11 protein-coding genes are annotated in these 14,809 nt (G+C 68.4%); 2 read left to right on the top strand and 9 right to left on the bottom strand.

All coding sequences use genetic code 11. From position 1 onward, the window contains the following. Nucleotides 1–288: 288 nt before the first annotated feature. Together IT780_RS26045 and IT780_RS26040 are read left to right on the top strand one after the other, a co-directional pair. The gene (locus IT780_RS26045; protein ID WP_199514287.1) at nucleotides 289–606 is read left to right on the top strand and encodes a hypothetical protein; all 318 of its coding nucleotides are present in this window, start codon (nucleotides 289–291) and stop codon (nucleotides 604–606) included. Nucleotides 607–683: 77 nt separating this feature from the next. Continuing rightward, complete coding sequence (locus IT780_RS26040) at nucleotides 684–4,652, top strand: hypothetical protein (RefSeq protein WP_199514286.1); 3,969 nt, start codon at nucleotides 684–686, stop codon at nucleotides 4,650–4,652. A gap of 388 nt (nucleotides 4,653–5,040) precedes the next feature. On the opposite strand, the gene IT780_RS26035 is transcribed toward IT780_RS26040, so the two are convergent. From IT780_RS26035 to IT780_RS25995, 9 genes are all read right to left on the bottom strand, one after another. Beyond that, nucleotides 5,041–6,036 (bottom strand): VldE C-terminal domain-containing protein, encoded by a 996-nt coding sequence (locus IT780_RS26035; RefSeq protein WP_199514285.1) that lies wholly within the window; start codon nucleotides 6,034–6,036, stop codon nucleotides 5,041–5,043. Between the two features lie 88 nt (nucleotides 6,037–6,124). Beyond that, on the bottom strand, nucleotides 6,125–6,277 hold the full coding sequence (locus IT780_RS26030; protein ID WP_199514284.1) for a hypothetical protein: 153 nt from the start codon (nucleotides 6,275–6,277) through the stop codon (nucleotides 6,125–6,127). Nucleotides 6,278–6,568: 291 nt separating this feature from the next. Then, a complete protein-coding gene (locus IT780_RS26025; protein WP_199514283.1) occupies nucleotides 6,569–6,850 on the bottom strand; it encodes a hypothetical protein in 282 nt (93 codons plus the stop codon). Then, the gene (locus IT780_RS26020; RefSeq protein WP_199514282.1) at nucleotides 6,850–7,158 is read right to left on the bottom strand and encodes a hypothetical protein; all 309 of its coding nucleotides are present in this window, start codon (nucleotides 7,156–7,158) and stop codon (nucleotides 6,850–6,852) included. The genes IT780_RS26025 and IT780_RS26020 overlap by 1 nt, the downstream gene beginning before the upstream one ends. Then, nucleotides 7,155–7,769, bottom strand: coding sequence for a hypothetical protein (locus tag IT780_RS26015; RefSeq protein WP_199514281.1), 615 nt, complete (start codon nucleotides 7,767–7,769; stop codon nucleotides 7,155–7,157). The genes IT780_RS26020 and IT780_RS26015 overlap by 4 nt, the downstream gene beginning before the upstream one ends. Further along, nucleotides 7,769–9,625, bottom strand: a complete 1,857-nt coding sequence (locus IT780_RS26010) for a type IV secretory system conjugative DNA transfer family protein (protein WP_199514280.1) — start codon at nucleotides 9,623–9,625, stop codon at nucleotides 7,769–7,771. Before IT780_RS26010 ends, IT780_RS26015 begins: the two co-directional genes overlap by 1 nt. Then, the gene (locus IT780_RS26005; protein WP_307831381.1) at nucleotides 9,625–11,193 is read right to left on the bottom strand and encodes a putative type IV secretion/conjugal transfer ATPase; all 1,569 of its coding nucleotides are present in this window, start codon (nucleotides 11,191–11,193) and stop codon (nucleotides 9,625–9,627) included. Before IT780_RS26005 ends, IT780_RS26010 begins: the two co-directional genes overlap by 1 nt. After that, nucleotides 11,190–12,707 (bottom strand): SCO6880 family protein, encoded by a 1,518-nt coding sequence (locus IT780_RS26000; protein WP_199514279.1) that lies wholly within the window; start codon nucleotides 12,705–12,707, stop codon nucleotides 11,190–11,192. The genes IT780_RS26005 and IT780_RS26000 overlap by 4 nt, the downstream gene beginning before the upstream one ends. Before the next feature lie 25 nt (nucleotides 12,708–12,732). After that, nucleotides 12,733–14,799, bottom strand: coding sequence for a hypothetical protein (locus tag IT780_RS25995; RefSeq protein WP_199514278.1), 2,067 nt, complete (start codon nucleotides 14,797–14,799; stop codon nucleotides 12,733–12,735). Between the last annotated feature and the right edge of the window lie 10 nt (nucleotides 14,800–14,809).

Genomic DNA, 14,809 nt, shown 5'->3' with positions numbered 1-14,809 from the left:
TGAGCGCCTGTTCTCCTCGAAGCTTCTTGATCTCATCGCGACTAGCCTGAGTTAACTGACAGAGCCGGGCACACGCATCTGGCTCTACCCCTTCCGCGTTGTCAGGCATTCGGCGTCTGGTCTCTCACCGCATCGGCGCGTAGGGTCCAGAAAGGGCCAGCATCCGGCCCATGTTCCGGCCGGTGTCCCCCCGATGATATGAGGTGTTGAGCGGGGCCAACGATTGGGGAGCCGTCTGTGCGAACACGTAGCAGCGTCGGACTGTGGGTGGGCCGAGCGGTGTGCGCCGTGATGGTCGTCGGCCTGATCGTCTACTTCGCTAACGTCGGGCTGGACGCGGCGGACAAGACCGCCAGCGTGGTCGCCGCCCTTGTCGCCGTTGCAGCCTTGGTGGCCCCCTACTTCTTCCCGGCCTCTGGCGGGGCGCTGAAACGCGTCATCGACATAGCCCGTACCGGCACGGCTACCGCGCAAGGCCCGCAGTCCCAGGTGAACACAGGGGTGGACGCGCGGGCCGGCGACGCCCCCGACATCCATGTGCGAGACACCGGAGCCGGCAAGGCCGACAACGGCGGAGACGCCAACTCAGGCATCCGTCTGCGTTAGCGGACCATTCGGTCGATAACACCAGTGGGCGTGGCTGCGAAGATAGGGCAATGCGCTGGCGCCGGCCATTTCGAATCGTGGTCAAGGACAGCGGCGGCAACGTCGTCGACGGTCCGGGGCTGGGCAACTCCGGCGTTATTGTCGGCGACGTCCACGTCCATCCTGCACCACCGTCGGTGGCGGTGTACCAAACGGAGGTCGAGCGGTTCTGTCCCGACGAGTTGCTGGACCGCGACGACGAGTTGGAGCGACTGTCCGCGTTTTGCACCAGCGACGACGGTGCGGCATATCAAGTCTGGCGGGCATCCCCGTGGGCGGGCAAGTCCGCGCTGCTGGCCTGGTTCGCCAGCAAAGTACCGCCAAAGAATGTACGGCTAGTTCCCTATTTCATTAGTGGCCGGTTCGGTACCAGAAACCGCCGCGAGGCCTTCCTGGCCATCATGATCGAGGAACTGGCCCGGCTACTCGACCGTCCTCCCCCCGCGGTCAACCCGTACCTGTCCGACAACATGTTTCTAGCCCTGCTGGCGGACGCTGCGAACCTGTGCCGGCGGAACGGGGAACGCCTGGTCCTGCTCGTGGACGGCCTCGACGAGGATGCGGGAGTCACCGCGGACGCGGGCGCCGGCGCCGCGGCCAGTATCGCCGCCGTACTGCCAGCAGAACCACCCGACGGTGTCCGGATCGTCGTGTCCGCACGGCTGAATCCTCCGATACCCGGTGACGTGCCTGACCACCATCCGTTGCGGGATGAGGCGATCGTCGAGTTACTCACCGTCTCACCGCATGCGCAAGTGGTCAAACACTCGCTGCGGATGGAACTTGACCGACTGCTGGGGGACTCGGTCGGCCGGCGTCTGCTGAGTCTGGTCGTCGCCGCGGGTGACGGGCTCACCCTGGGCGACCTCGCCTGGCTGACCAAGGACATCAGCCGTTACCAGATCAGCCGGCACCTTGGTGCCGTGACCGGCCGCTCCTACCATCCCGGCCGGGCAATGTGGCAGCCGGCTGACGACGAACACGTTTACACCCTCGGACACCAGGAACTGCACGACAACGCGGCTGCCAACCTCGACAACACCGAGACCGGCGATGCCCGCGGCAGACTGCACGCCTGGGCCGAAACGTTCGAGGCCGGTGGATGGCCCGCGGACACCCCCGAGTATCTGCTACGCGGCTACTTCGTGATGCTCGGCGACACGGGCGACCACGCTCGTCGGCTAAGGCTTGCTGGTAATACCCGCCGCTGGGCCCGGCTGCGGGAAGCGAGCGGGAACGACAATGCCGCTCTCGCCGAGATCACCGCAGTGATGGCCGAACACGCGGCCCGGTCTTCCACGGATCTGCCGGTTGTTGCCCGGCTGGCGATGTACCGCGACTTCCTGCTCAACCGTGCCGGAAGTGTGGCACGCGGTCTGCCCAGCGTGCTGGCGCGGCTTGGGCGGCCAGCGCGGGCGGAAGGTCTGGCTCGACGCGTCAGTGACCGTGATGGCCGGTTGCGGGAACTGATCGACCTCGCCCGCACTGTGATCGCGGCAGGTGACATTGCGCATGGTCTGGAGCTGGCGGGCACGGTCGAAGCGATGCTGAGTGGCTACGACGATGTGCCGTCGCGCGCACAAGCCACCATAGGGCTGATCGAAGTGCTCGTCGCAGCAGGTGACAAATCGCCCGCCGTGGCGCTGATCGACAGGGTAATGGCCATGCTGCACACGACGGGCGACGACTACTGGAATACGCCGGCCCTGCATCATCCGCATCCGCCGGCAAGCGGCTATCTGTCGTTCCGGCCGGATCGGTGGCGCGCTGGCGCCCGGCTTGCCCTGGTCGCCCCTGCGGTAGCGGTCGGAGATCGGCAACGGGCTGCGGATCTGATCACCGAGGCCCAGCGGACGATGAAGGTCCCCGTTATCGCGACATGGCCCGAAGAATGCCAGCTGGTGATCGCGTTGGCGGAGATCGGCGACATCGACCGGGCCGGAGACGTGATCACGACGGCGCCGCCATTCGCAGCAGGGCCTGCGACGCTGGCTCTGGTCCGCTGGCTGCTCGCACGAGGACGGATCGACGAGGCCAGCCGGTTCGCCTCCGCAGTCCCGGACCGATGTCCCCCTGATCTCTACCGGTACCACGGCATTGCCGTGTGCGAGGTCTTGACGGCCCGGGCAGCCACCGATCCGGCCCGGGCAAACGCATACGCCGACGGGATGGAGAAGCAAGGCACCCTCGCAGACCTGGTGCCGTTCGAGTGGGCCACCGCCCTGCTGGCGATAGGCCGCCCCGAAAGCGCGCGGAAACTGGTCGACGAGGCGCTGACACAAGACTCCGGAAGGCCGCAGGTCCGGATGAATCGGACCGAGCTAGTTACCGCGCCGGCTCGGCTGGCCGCCCGGCTCGGCGACGCGGCAGCCGCCGTCAGGCTTGCATTACGGCACACCGATGCCGTGGCTCTGGCGCAGACACTTACCGAACTCGCGGAGATTTTCCTGGACACCGGCCGGCCCGACGACGCGGCCCGGCTAGCGTCGCAAGCCGAAGCGGTCGGACGGGCCATTCCGGAAATCGATAACCGGAACACGACGATTCTGCGCCTGGCGCCGGCGGTCGCGATGACCGGCGACATCGCGTACGCCGTCGGCATCGCCGAAACCATCGCCGATGCGGTGCACCGCGCGAGCGCTTTGGCAGAAATCCTGCGACATGTACCAACCACCGATCCCGCCGCTGCCGCAGCACTGATCGACAGCATCGTCGCGATAGCCGAGACGCTGAAAGAATCGTCAGCGGCGCAGATCCTCACTGCGACTACGGACAACCTGGTCAACCGGGGTACACCTGACCTGGCGCTGAGCCTGATTCCCCGGATCGTGCCGGTGGTCAAGCGGGCACCGGCGGTGACCACGCTGCTACCTGCTTCTGATCACTCAGCGGAGCAGACAATGCTTTTCGGTCACTTCAACGAGATCCTGGAGCAGCACCGACCAGACCACTTTTTTGATACCGGCGTCAAGCAGATGCTGAAGACCGCGTATCAGGTCGGGCACGCCGCCCTGGCGGAGCGGGGGGCCCATCGCCTCCCGAACGCACGCGACCGTGCCGATGCCTTGCTCACTCTGGCACAGACCGCGCACGAGGCAGGCAACACGCTGGTCGCGTCGCAGATGGCCGCGGAGGCCGAAAGGGCCATTAGGGCTCTCCCCGACGACGATCTCTCGCCCGGCTTCACAAGAGCACTGCTGCTGAGGGACCTGACAGATGTGGTCGCGCAGACGGGCGACATGAACCAGGCCAGCCGACTCGCGTACCTCACCGAAGGCGAAGCTCCGCAAGGGTGCGGATTCGGGGTGGAGGCGTGGCTGTGGACCGGCGCGCTCGCCAGCGCTTGGCGGGCCGCGCAGAGCTGCGACGAACAGATACGTGACCAAGTCCGGAGCGCTGCCTTTCGCGACCTGCTCGGACGGGAACCAGCGCGCGGCATCACAGCGGCGAGAACCGTCCTGGGCGACGGTGAACCGGCCGACGCGTATGCCGTCGCAGAAGCCGGCTTCGCCGACGTGGCGGAGCTGGTTCCCCGGTTGATCGCCTCAGTCAGTGACGAGGCCAGCCGGTCGCGCATGTGGGGCGACGCAAGTCTGGCCGCTGCGGGGAGAGGGCGTTTCGACCATGCGCGTGCCTGGGTGAGGAACGTGGAACCGACGTCCCTCCGAGCGGAGTACCTCGGCCTGCTGACCGCCGGGGACAACGCCGATGCGGCGCTTACGGCTGACAGGAACGACGCGCTGAACATGCTCAGTGACCCGGTCTCCCAGCTCCGGGCCACCCCGCAATGGTGGCAGAGGACGGCGCCGACGCCCTCTTTCGCCGAACATCTATGCAGCGGCGCGCCTTGGACAGATGCGGCACAAGCACTCGCTGCCGCCGCGCCGGAGGCACTGCTGCAGATGGCGGACGAGTACGTGCGTGACGATTGGCGAGACGAAATGGCAGCGTGGGAATCACAGGCACGAGAGTGGGCGTGGCAGCGACGGCAGCAGGATCCGCGCTGATCTGCAACTGATCCTGTGAGGGACACGGAACGCGCGTCGTCTCCGGCAGAGCGCCTATATCCAGTACCGTCCGCCCTGTCCCGGCATGCCCGTGTCGATCAGGGCTCGCTTATCCCTCTCGCTGAGATCCCCTCAGTACACGTGTTCGAGTAATGTGGCTGTGCGCGGCGCTTGGAATATCGACAACGCGAACAGCCACCCACGACGCCCTTCATCTGGAGAACGAATCGTTCTTCTAATGAAAGAGTACTAGGTAGCCACCCGGATGATCCATCGACCACGGCCATAACGGTAAGGTCTCCTTGCGGACAGAGTTCCCGCTGGTGACAGCTTCGTCGGCCGTTGGCCAACAGTGCGAAACTACCATCAGATGAAACTTTCAATCTTTTCACTCGACGCTGATGTGGACGTGGTTCGTGTGCCATCCGTAGGCGTCGTCATTGCCGACGGGGTTGTCGTAGGCGTACCAACCCTCGGAGCGGGTCCAGATGCGGCGAAACCAGATGACGTACTTGATGCCGAGGCGATCGGCGTTGGCGACGGCCCATGCGGCCATCGCGTCGCCGCGGGCTTTCGGGGCTCCGGACGCTTCGCCGCCGGGGGTCATCATGAAGTCGCAGGCGCGGCCCTTGGGGTGCTCGCCGTGATCGTCGACGCGGTAGCAGCGCGGTTTCGGGAAGCCGGCTGCTTTGGCCTGTTGCACGAGGTGCAACGTCCGTGGCGTCAGGCAGCCGGAGCCGGTGGTTGGATCGGGTCGGATGCTGCAGGGCTCTTCCGGCCATGAGCCGTCGGGGTTGCGAGCGACCGGGTCTGCCATCGCGGCTGTGGCGGTCGAGCAGTCCGGCGTGCTGCCGGGGCCTGCTCCGAGCTGTTGTCCGAGCGTGGTGGCGTCGTCTTCCCACTTTGCGTAGGCGTTGGGGTAGGCGGAGCCTTGGACGGCTTGCGCGGCGTCGGTGAGCGGCATGGTTCGCCAGCCGCGGATGGTGGCGAGTTTGTCGTAGAACTTGCCAGCGGCGTAGACGGGGTTACGGATCTGAGCCGGGGTGCCCCAACCCTGGCTGGGGCGTTGCTGGAACAGACCGATGGAATCGCGGTCACCGCCGGCGATGTTATGCAGGCCGGACTCCTGCATGGCGGTCGCAAGCGCGATGATCTGACCACGGGCCGGTATGCGCCGTTCGGCGCCGACGCTGACGATCGTGCGGGCGTTCGCCAGTTGCTCGGCGTCCCACTCTCCCGCATTGGGCTGGCTGCTGGATGTCGACACGGCGGGCGTGAGGGCGCATTCGTCGTTGACGGTGGTCAGCACTAGCAGCGGCGCGGCGAGGCAGCAGCCGACGAGCAGGAAGGCGCCCACTACCAGGGCGAGGGCGCGGGTGGTCATAGCCGCCGCCGGTGCAGGAAGGCGGCGTGGCTCACTGGCGCGGCGCCCGTGTCACGCCCGCTCGTCTCAGTCAGAAGGGTTGGCTGCGTCATGGTGTGGGCGCCGCAGCGGCGTTGTCGATCAGCCACCGGCCGCCGGTGGTGGCGACGGTGACGCGGATGAGTCCTGCGTCGGTCGGTACGTCGGCGACCACCACGGCCGTGCCCAATCGATACCAGGCGTGGGCTGCCGGTCGCGGCATGGGCGGGGATGTGCGCCGGGTTGGTGTCGGCGAGTAGCTGAGCGTAAGCCGGCGTGACCATCGGCTGCACGCCGGTGTACCAGGCCGTGCGGCCCAGCGTGGGTCTGGCCCACAACCGGATGTAGGTCAGGGCCGCGAGCAACGCGGCGTTACGACGTGGTCCGCTGACGGCTGGAGGGTGACCGCTGCTGGCGACGGCTCGCTCGGCCGTCGTAGGGAGGCCGCCGGCCGGACTGCATCCCGCCGTCACGGCCAGGGCAAGGCCGCAGACGGCGGCCCACCTACGGCTGCTCATGCCGGTACATCACCAGGGTCGGGCCAGTTGCCGAGAGCGTCGTTGGCGGTGGCGGCCATATTGCGTAACCGGGCGTGAAGGCGGGTCAGCGCAGTACGGCGTTGCTCGACGGTCGTAGCGGTGTGCGCCTCGAGCAGTGCACTGTTGACGCCCGCGCCTTGCTCGTCGAGGGCGCGAAGGATGTCGAGATAAGCCAGGAAGTTTTCCCCGGCCGAGCGGTCGGCGGCCGTGTCATGGCCGATGTTGGAGTCGCGACCGGGGGTGGTGTGGGCGGACATCAGTCCTCCAGGCCCGGTTCGTCGTAGGCGTCGATGTCGTAGTCGCCGTCGAGGCGGCCGTCGGTTTCGGCGTCGAGGCGTTCGCGTTCCACGTCGGCGTATTCGGCCGCACGGTCGGCAGCGTCGATTTCGTATTGGGCGTCCAGGTCGCTCACGGGTGCGGTCTCCTCTGGCTGCGGTGTTTCCTCGTCGGCTTCGGGTTCGCTGATGCGCTGGTAGAGGTCATCGACGTCGCGGTACATGGCCCGCAAGACGGTGGTGAGGCGGTCCCAGGCGGCGTCCGAGGTGACTTCGGCGGGCATAGTCATGACGTCGCCTCCTGCGGGCTGCCGGCCGGCTCTGCGGATGACCGATTGGTGAGGTCGGCGTCAGCGACCAGGACAGCGGCCTCGCGCCACGCGTCGGGCCAGTCAAGGTCGAGGTGCCGGTCGTTGTGGGTGCCATTGCGGCAGCGGGTGTAGTCGTCCCAGTCGCGCAACCGCAGGCGGGCACGGGCGAAGCGCTCGTGCCACAGCAGCGGCCCGTCCGCCGGTGCGGCGTCGTCGTAGGCGGTGTGCCAGGCGGCAGCGAGCGCGGACAATTCCTCGATCAGCGGCGGATGCTGGTACCAGCAGGCCGGGATCTCTTCGACCAGCTGGTAACGGTCGACGGCCCACCCGACCCAGTCGATTAGCCACGCCCACACCTGCGCGGCGCCGTCGCGGTCAAGCTCGGCCCAGCGCAGCGGCCACGGCACGCTCGGCGGGGCCCTGCGCGGTCCGGCGTTCTGGCCGTGGGCAACAGTGTCGGCCAGTGTGAGGTATTGCTGGTGCAGGTTGTCGACGGCCTCGGTGAGCCGGGCCACGGTGGCAGCGAGCTCAGCAATCGCGACCATGTCCGCGGGCGAGTCGTCGGGGAGTTGGAAGTCGAAGGCGTCCATCAGGCTGCCTCGGCGAGTCGTTTGCGGAAGGCATCGCGGCCGGCGGTCAGCTCGCCGGCGTCGGGGCGTTCCCACCACGCCGGTACGGCGAGTTCGACCGGTGGGAGGTTGCCGACCAGGGCGAGCGCGCGGCCCTCAGGCAGAGTGCGCAGGTCGGCCAGATCCAGGAGGTTCTCCCGGCGGGTGCTCTCGTTGACCGAGGCCCGGCCGCCGCCCCAGGAGTGGCTGGAGGTGATGTCAGTGACCTGTCCGGCCAACGCTTGCGCATCGCGTAGGGCGTTGAGGTCGTTACTCCCTCCGATGATCATGCGGGCGTTGGCGGCGGCGATAATGGCTCGGCCGCCTTTGTCGCCCCATCGTTCGCGAACCTGGTGTTCGTTCTGGGCGAAAAGATCAAGGCGCACTCCAGAACCGCCGCCCTCGCTCATGTAGCTCGGTAGCGACGGCAGGGGCGCGATGTTGGTGATCTCGTCGAGGATGAGGTGCAGGGGCGGTTCGATGCGCCCGCCTGGCGCGGTCAGGGCGAGGCGTTTGGCCTGGTAGAGGATGTCCTCGCTCAGAGCGGCCAGCAGCGGTGCGATCAGGGCTTGAGCGTCGCGGGTGCCGACCAGGTAGATGGTGCCGGACTCGCGCAGCCAGTCGACGGGCTTGAACTGCGTCCCGCGCGGCGGCGAGCAGGCGGTCAGCACGCGGGGATCGTTGAACGCATCCAGGGCGCCAGCGACAACAGTTTGGATGGTGTCGCGGGCCCGGCCGCTGGTCTCGCGGTGCCGGGCCAGCCGGTCGGCCCAGGCGTCGACGCCGTGCGCGCGCAGAATCCGTTCCGGCCGGGAGTTCGCCGGGTTCTGCGACCAAGCCAGGACGTCGAGCATGGTGGCGTGCTCGTCAAGAGCGGCGGCGTGCAGCAGCCCGCGCAGGATGGTGGCGGCCTGGTCGCGGAACCACTTGCCGTTCTCCACGCTCTCGTCGCCGATGCCCGAGCCGGCCGCGAAGCCGTTGGCTCTGAGCATGGCGACGATCTGGTCGTCGGCGCCTTCGATCGGCGACCACGCCATGCGGGGCACGCCGCGGATCTCGCCTTGCGGTTCGAAGATGTGGGTGGGACCGATCGCGGCCCGGCGGTCGTAGGTGATCTCGGCGACGTCCAGACGGGTGGAGGTGGTGATGACCGCGCCACGGGCATCGGCCACTGCCGGGATCACATACCGGGTGGTTTTGTTGCCGAAACGCGGCACCGCAGCGGCGAGCAGGGTGTATTCGTTGGCCAGGTACAGCGGCCGGCCGCTGGTGGCGTCGTTGCCCAGGAATCGGGCGACCTCGAGGGGGTCACGGCGCCGGGCCGTCTTCGCCGCGCGGGTGAGCTGGTCGTCGGTGTCGACGATCGTCAGGCCGGGACGCACGACGTCGACCCGTCTGCGGACTGCGTCGGCGGTCAGTGTCCTGTGCAGATCGCTGTGGGTGGCGAAGCCGCTGCGGCGCCGCCGGGTCTTGGCTAGGTGCAGGGCTGGGGCGCCGATCCCGGCGAGGATGCCGAAGAACGTGAGCGCCCACAGCGGATACAGCAGCCACGGGCCCCCGATCACGTGGCGGGCCGTTGCCGGCCACGCGTCGGCGGGATGGCTCGAGTGCGCGGTCAGGCGCACGACGATCCCGGGCATCTGGCCGATCGTGGTGTCCGTCCAACGGTGGTGGGCCAGCAGGGCGGATAGCTGACCGGCCGTCCACAGTGACACCAGGCCGACCACGGCGACGACCGTGAACAGCACGAGCAGCATGAGCCGGCCGAGGATGTCGGCGCGGGCCCGGCCCTGCCGTGGGGGGCGGTGTCCGGGTGAGGACAGCGGTGGGCGGGCCATCACGCGGCCGTTCCGTCGGTGGCGGCGGCCAGCCGGGCGTCGTAGTCGGCGTCGTCGACCGGTGCGGCCAGTTCATCGGTTTCCATGCGGCTGTCGGTGTGCACCATCGCCGTCTCAACCCGGCTGAGCTGGTGTTTGACGACGAAGGAGCGGGTGCCGATCTTCCACAGCGCGACGCCTTGGCGCAGGTAGCGCATCAGGTCGGTTTCGACGTCGGAGGTGCCGAGGAACTCGCGGGCCTGTTCCAGGCTGCCGGTGGCTTGGCGGTAGGTGACCCGTACGCCGGAGTCCTCGATCAGGCCCCGGGCGATGCGAACCTGTTCGGAGTCGGCCGAGCCGGACGCCGCCAGATCGGAGAAGCGATGGAATGCCAAGATGTTGGCGATACCCAGCGCCCGAGCCAGTTTTAACTGTTCGCGCATGCGGCGGATCAGCGGCAGGTGGCGGGCGATGAGCGCGAACTCGTCGTAGAAGCAGACCCGCGGCGGGGCGTCTGGCGCTGAGAGCTCCGTCTCCAGCCAGGACTGGGCGCAGGTCATCGCCATCGCGGTCATCTGATCGCTGGCGCGGATCGTGCGCAGATCGAGGATCGCCCCGGGCTGGGTGAAGTCCAGGCGGGCGTTGGATTCGACCGGGCCGTCGAACACCCCACCCAGCGCTCCACTGATCAAGCGCTCGAGGGCCAGACGCACGCGCCTGGAATCATCGACGAACACGGTGACGGGGTAATGCAGCCCGTCGAGACGGTGCACCCACAACTCAGGGTGGCCCATGGCGGCGAGGACCACGCTCAGCGTGGGGATTGCCATTCGATCTGCGGAAGCGTCGTGCTCGCGAGTTACCGCATCGACGGCGAACTCCACCAGCGAGCGCTCGGCTTCCTGCAGCGGCCCGCCGAGCTGGATCTCCAGGAGTCCTTCGAGCAGTAGCAGCCGGCGCGAGCGCTGCAACTGCCGCCACTGGGCCTCGGTTTGCTGCGGGTAGCGGCGGATTCCGGCGAGGGGATTCATGATGACGCCCAAGCCTGGGCCGATCCGGACCGGTGTGATGCCAGCGGCTGCGGCGAGCTGTTCGTATTCACCCTTGTAGTCGGTGCCGTAGAACCGGGTCCCGAACGGGATCCCGCGGAACGCCAGGGTTTTCAGCAGCGACGACTTCGCGCTGCCGATCTCGCCGGTGACGACCATGTTGGGAGCGGTGATGATTTTCGCGCGGTACAGCTCGTGCAGGGAGAAGGTGAACGCCGACTTGCTGTAGACCTCCAAGCCGATCAGTGGTCCGTCAACCGGAAGACCCGGGTCGGACACGAACGGGTACACCGAGCAGAGCTGGGCGGAGGTAGTGGTCAGCGGCGGCAGTTGCATCTGCCAGAACACCCGCCCGGCCGCCCGGCCGTAGGCGCCGCGCCGGCCGACCGGCACCGGGCCGAGCAGCCGGTCCTCTTGCCGCGCCAGCGTGCGCTGTTCCCCCTCCAACGCGGCCTGCGCCCGGGCGAGGTCGCGCGCGGCGGCTCGCTGCTCGATGCGATCCGCCAGGGATCCCTCACGGCGCAGAATACGGCGGCTCACGCGGACCACCCCCGGGCGGGCTTCAACCCGCGGGCCAAGGGCAGCGCCCCGGCGGCGAACGCCTGGTCCTGTTCCCCGGCCAGGACGATGGCCTCGCACCCAGTGCGCGACAGGATCCGTTTCACCGAGCGGACGTCGCGGTCGAGGTCGGGCATGGTGGGGGCGGTAACGGTGACCAGCAGCGCGTACCGGTAGCGCACGTGCCCCGCGGCCTGCTCACGGTCGATCTGCTCGACCGCGCGGGCCTCGTCATCCTCCCGAGCCGTTCTAACCAGGCGCAATCTGCGTTTGGTGACCTCGTCGCCGGCGCGGGACACTTTCTCCCGGCGGGTGGCCAGCTGCGCCACCGCCGCCGGGACCGGCTGCGCGACCAGGGTGACGGTGCGGCGACAGGTGGTACGCATGTAGAGCGGGCTCAGCCACGTCGCGGTGACCAGTTGCCGCGGCATTTGCGCCACCCACAGCGTGCGGGAGAACGCCGAGTCGTGCTGGTAGGTGTTCCAGCCCACCGTGCGGGCGGCGACCGGTCCGGCCAGTCGCGGCTCGACTCCCGCCGCAGTTGAACCGTTTTCGGTGGGGGCGGTACTGGCGCGCAGGTCGACGACTTCTTGATCGTCGGGGTCGAACTGGGTGCGGATGATGGCGGCGTAAGCGCGCGGAGACAGCCAGCCGCCGGTGGTGATCCCGGCTTCGACTACGGCGGACTCGATGCCGGTCAGCCGGTCCAGAACGACCGCGGCGATCGCCGCGTCCGTTCCTCCAGCCTGGGCGATCTCTCCGGACAGCCGGGCGATGTCGAACACCACCGACAGGTAGATCTCGTGGCGTTGCGCCGCTGGTGCTGCCGCAGCGGTCAGCTGCGCCAACGACCGGTACGCCGCGCTGCTGGTGTCGACGGCCCTGTTGACCAGGAACCGCTGGGCGGCGTTGCCGGTGTCCGGCACGGCACGAGACGTCACCGACCAGCGGATCATCCCCGCGTCGGCGTACTCGCTGCCGAGGATGTTGAGCAGCTGGGCCCAGTCGGTCAGCCGCTGCGCTTGCACGTCACGGTCGGCCAGGATCAGGTTGGCGCCGTAGCAGACCAACGCTGCGGTCACCGTCTTCTCCCGGCGATGGCGCAGCAGCCCGATCTGGGTGGTGCCGTCCACGGCGGTTGCGGGCAGCCACACGTAGGCGGCGGCCGGTCCCGGCAGGTCCATCCACCGCTGCACACCGTTCGGCGCGTAAGGGCCGCCGCGGTACTCGTTCTGCCCCGTCTGGCGTTGCAGCAGCGCCCCGGCCACCACCGGAGCCCACTCCGTGACCCGCCGCCCCTTGAAACGCAGCAGTCCCAGCGTGACCAGCAGAACGCACGCGACTAACGCGGCGATCGCGGCGCCGCGATGTCCGGCGACCAGCAGGTTAAGGGCCACCACGGCGGCGATAACTCCAGCCATCACCAAGGCGATCTGGGACCAGGCGAACCCGAGTACCGCACCGCGCGTCGAGCGCGGCGGAAACTGAAACTGCATCGGCTTATCTCCCCGTCAGATGTGGCTAGAGCGGCACGATCGGCACGTCAGCGGCCGCTGCGGCGGCACCGTCACCACCACCGGACCGCGCGGCACCGGAACCGCCTGCTGGCCGGGCGGGCGGGCCTTCGCCTGCGCCCGGCCGGCTGTCGTCCGGATTCCCGGCTGCGGACGACGCCGCAGGTGTCCCTGTCGCGCCAGCAGCGGATGGCTCGGCGCTGGCAGGCTCGGTTGCACTGGGCACCGTGCCCGCACCGGCTGCGCCGGGCTGCGGTATGGCGCCGCCCGTCGGGTCGGCGCTCTGCGCCCCACCGGGGGTGACCGGCAGCGACCCATGTGCGCCGCCGGCGTCACCGGGCGCGGTTAGCTGACCGGCCGCCGCATCCTGCTGCGCGCTGCGGGCGCCGGCCTCCACACCGTCGGCCTCTTCGGCGTTCGCGTTGTCGCCCGCGCCCGAGCCGCCCTGCTCTGCTGCGGCATCGCCAGCCGGTTCGCCTACCTGACCGCCGTCGCCGCCAGTCGCGGCGGCATCCGCGGCCTGCCGCCCGGTGCCCTCACCGATCCCCGTGGCCTCACCCACCTTGTCCAGCGGTGTCGTGGGCATGCCGGCGACGTTTTCGTCCATCACCCCGGCAGCACCAGAAGCCGGACTGCCACCACTGCTCAAGTTGCCACCGGCGTCGGCGGCGCCACTGCGAGCACCATCGATGAAGTCCGCGCCCAGCTGCAGCGGATTCCCGGCGGTGGACAGCACGGCGTGGGCATTGACATCGGACAGGTAGCCGTCCCACATCGTCGTCAAGCGCAGCAGAATCCACGGGGCAACGACCATCAGCCAGATCAGCAGCACGGCACGTAGCGCGTTCATGAAGCTGTCCGAGCCGTACGCCGACCGGGAACCGTAGATCCACAGTTCGGCGATGAAGAACTTGCTGCTGCCGAGCGCGTTGATCGTCCAGAACCAGCGGCGACCCCAGTGGCGGGTTTCCGCGTTGACCTGCCCGGTCATCGCCATCGCCCCGAACAGCGCCGCACCGGTGGCCAGCAGCCCTCGGAACAGCATGAAGACGAACAGCAGCAGGAGGCCGACCGAGGCGAACGTCGACAGCAGCAATGCGACCAATGCTGTTCCGGCGCCGCCGGACAAATCGGTAAGGCTGGAAACCAGCCATGACGCGTCGTACGGGGTGCGCGCGTTGGCGTCGATGACGGCGTTAGTGACCTGGTCCCAGGCGGCGACGATGGTGTAGGCAATACCGCCGGCGAAGGTGGTGCCCAGCACTGCCCGGACCAAGCCCCCGAGGGTGGCCACCGGGCCCGGGCCAGCGGTGGAGCGTAACCCGCTGATCGCCGTGGAGACGATGAAGAACACGAAGATCAGCCCTATGAGCACGCCGGCGACGGAGTTGTAGGTGGAGTAGAAGGCCTCGTCAGGCGAGGAGATCGTGGTCGCTTTGAAGACCAGCGTGGCCAGCTTGGACAGCAGGAAGACGGCCCCCTGCACAGCGACGTCCACCAAGCCCTGGATGCCTGAACTGACGCCCTTGTCCAGGACCTCTTGCGCGCCCCGCTGAATGTTGCAGTTGACGTCGGCGACCGGGCAATTCGGCTGCTTCGGGTCGGGGTCGTACAACTGCGCAGACCAGACTGATACCTGGCTCAAGCACTCCAACCGCTTGCTGTCCCACTGGTGCGGATTTCCGGCACCACCGGGCGGCGGCATCAAGGAGCAGTTGATCAGTCCGGCAGCGCCGCTGCCGGTGCTGGGACCGTCCATCAACACCGATATGGTTCCGTCGCGCGGTGAAGGGTCCAGTGTGATGGACGCGGCGGCGCACGAGCGTTTGTCGGCGTCGCTGTTCGCCTTGCTGCACTGGGTCACCCAGTGCGAGCGACCGCCAGGCACCGGCTCATCCACCCGGGTCGCCCACGGCATACACCACGCCACCGACCCCGCCGCCTTAGCCGCACAGGCGGCATCAACCGGGCTGGACGGGCTCGGCGTGGGCGCCGGGGCGGCTTCGGTCCGGCCCTCTCCGGCGAGCAACCCTGCCAGCATGACGGCGATCAGGACCGCCGCCCGGACCAGCACACCGGCCGGC

The organism is Nucisporomicrobium flavum (assembly GCF_016464385.1).
GTDB lineage: Bacteria > Actinomycetota > Actinomycetes > Mycobacteriales > Micromonosporaceae > Actinoplanes > Actinoplanes flavus_A.
The sequence above is the reverse complement of the archived record's forward strand: the minus strand, read 5'-3'. Positions and strand labels throughout refer to the sequence as shown.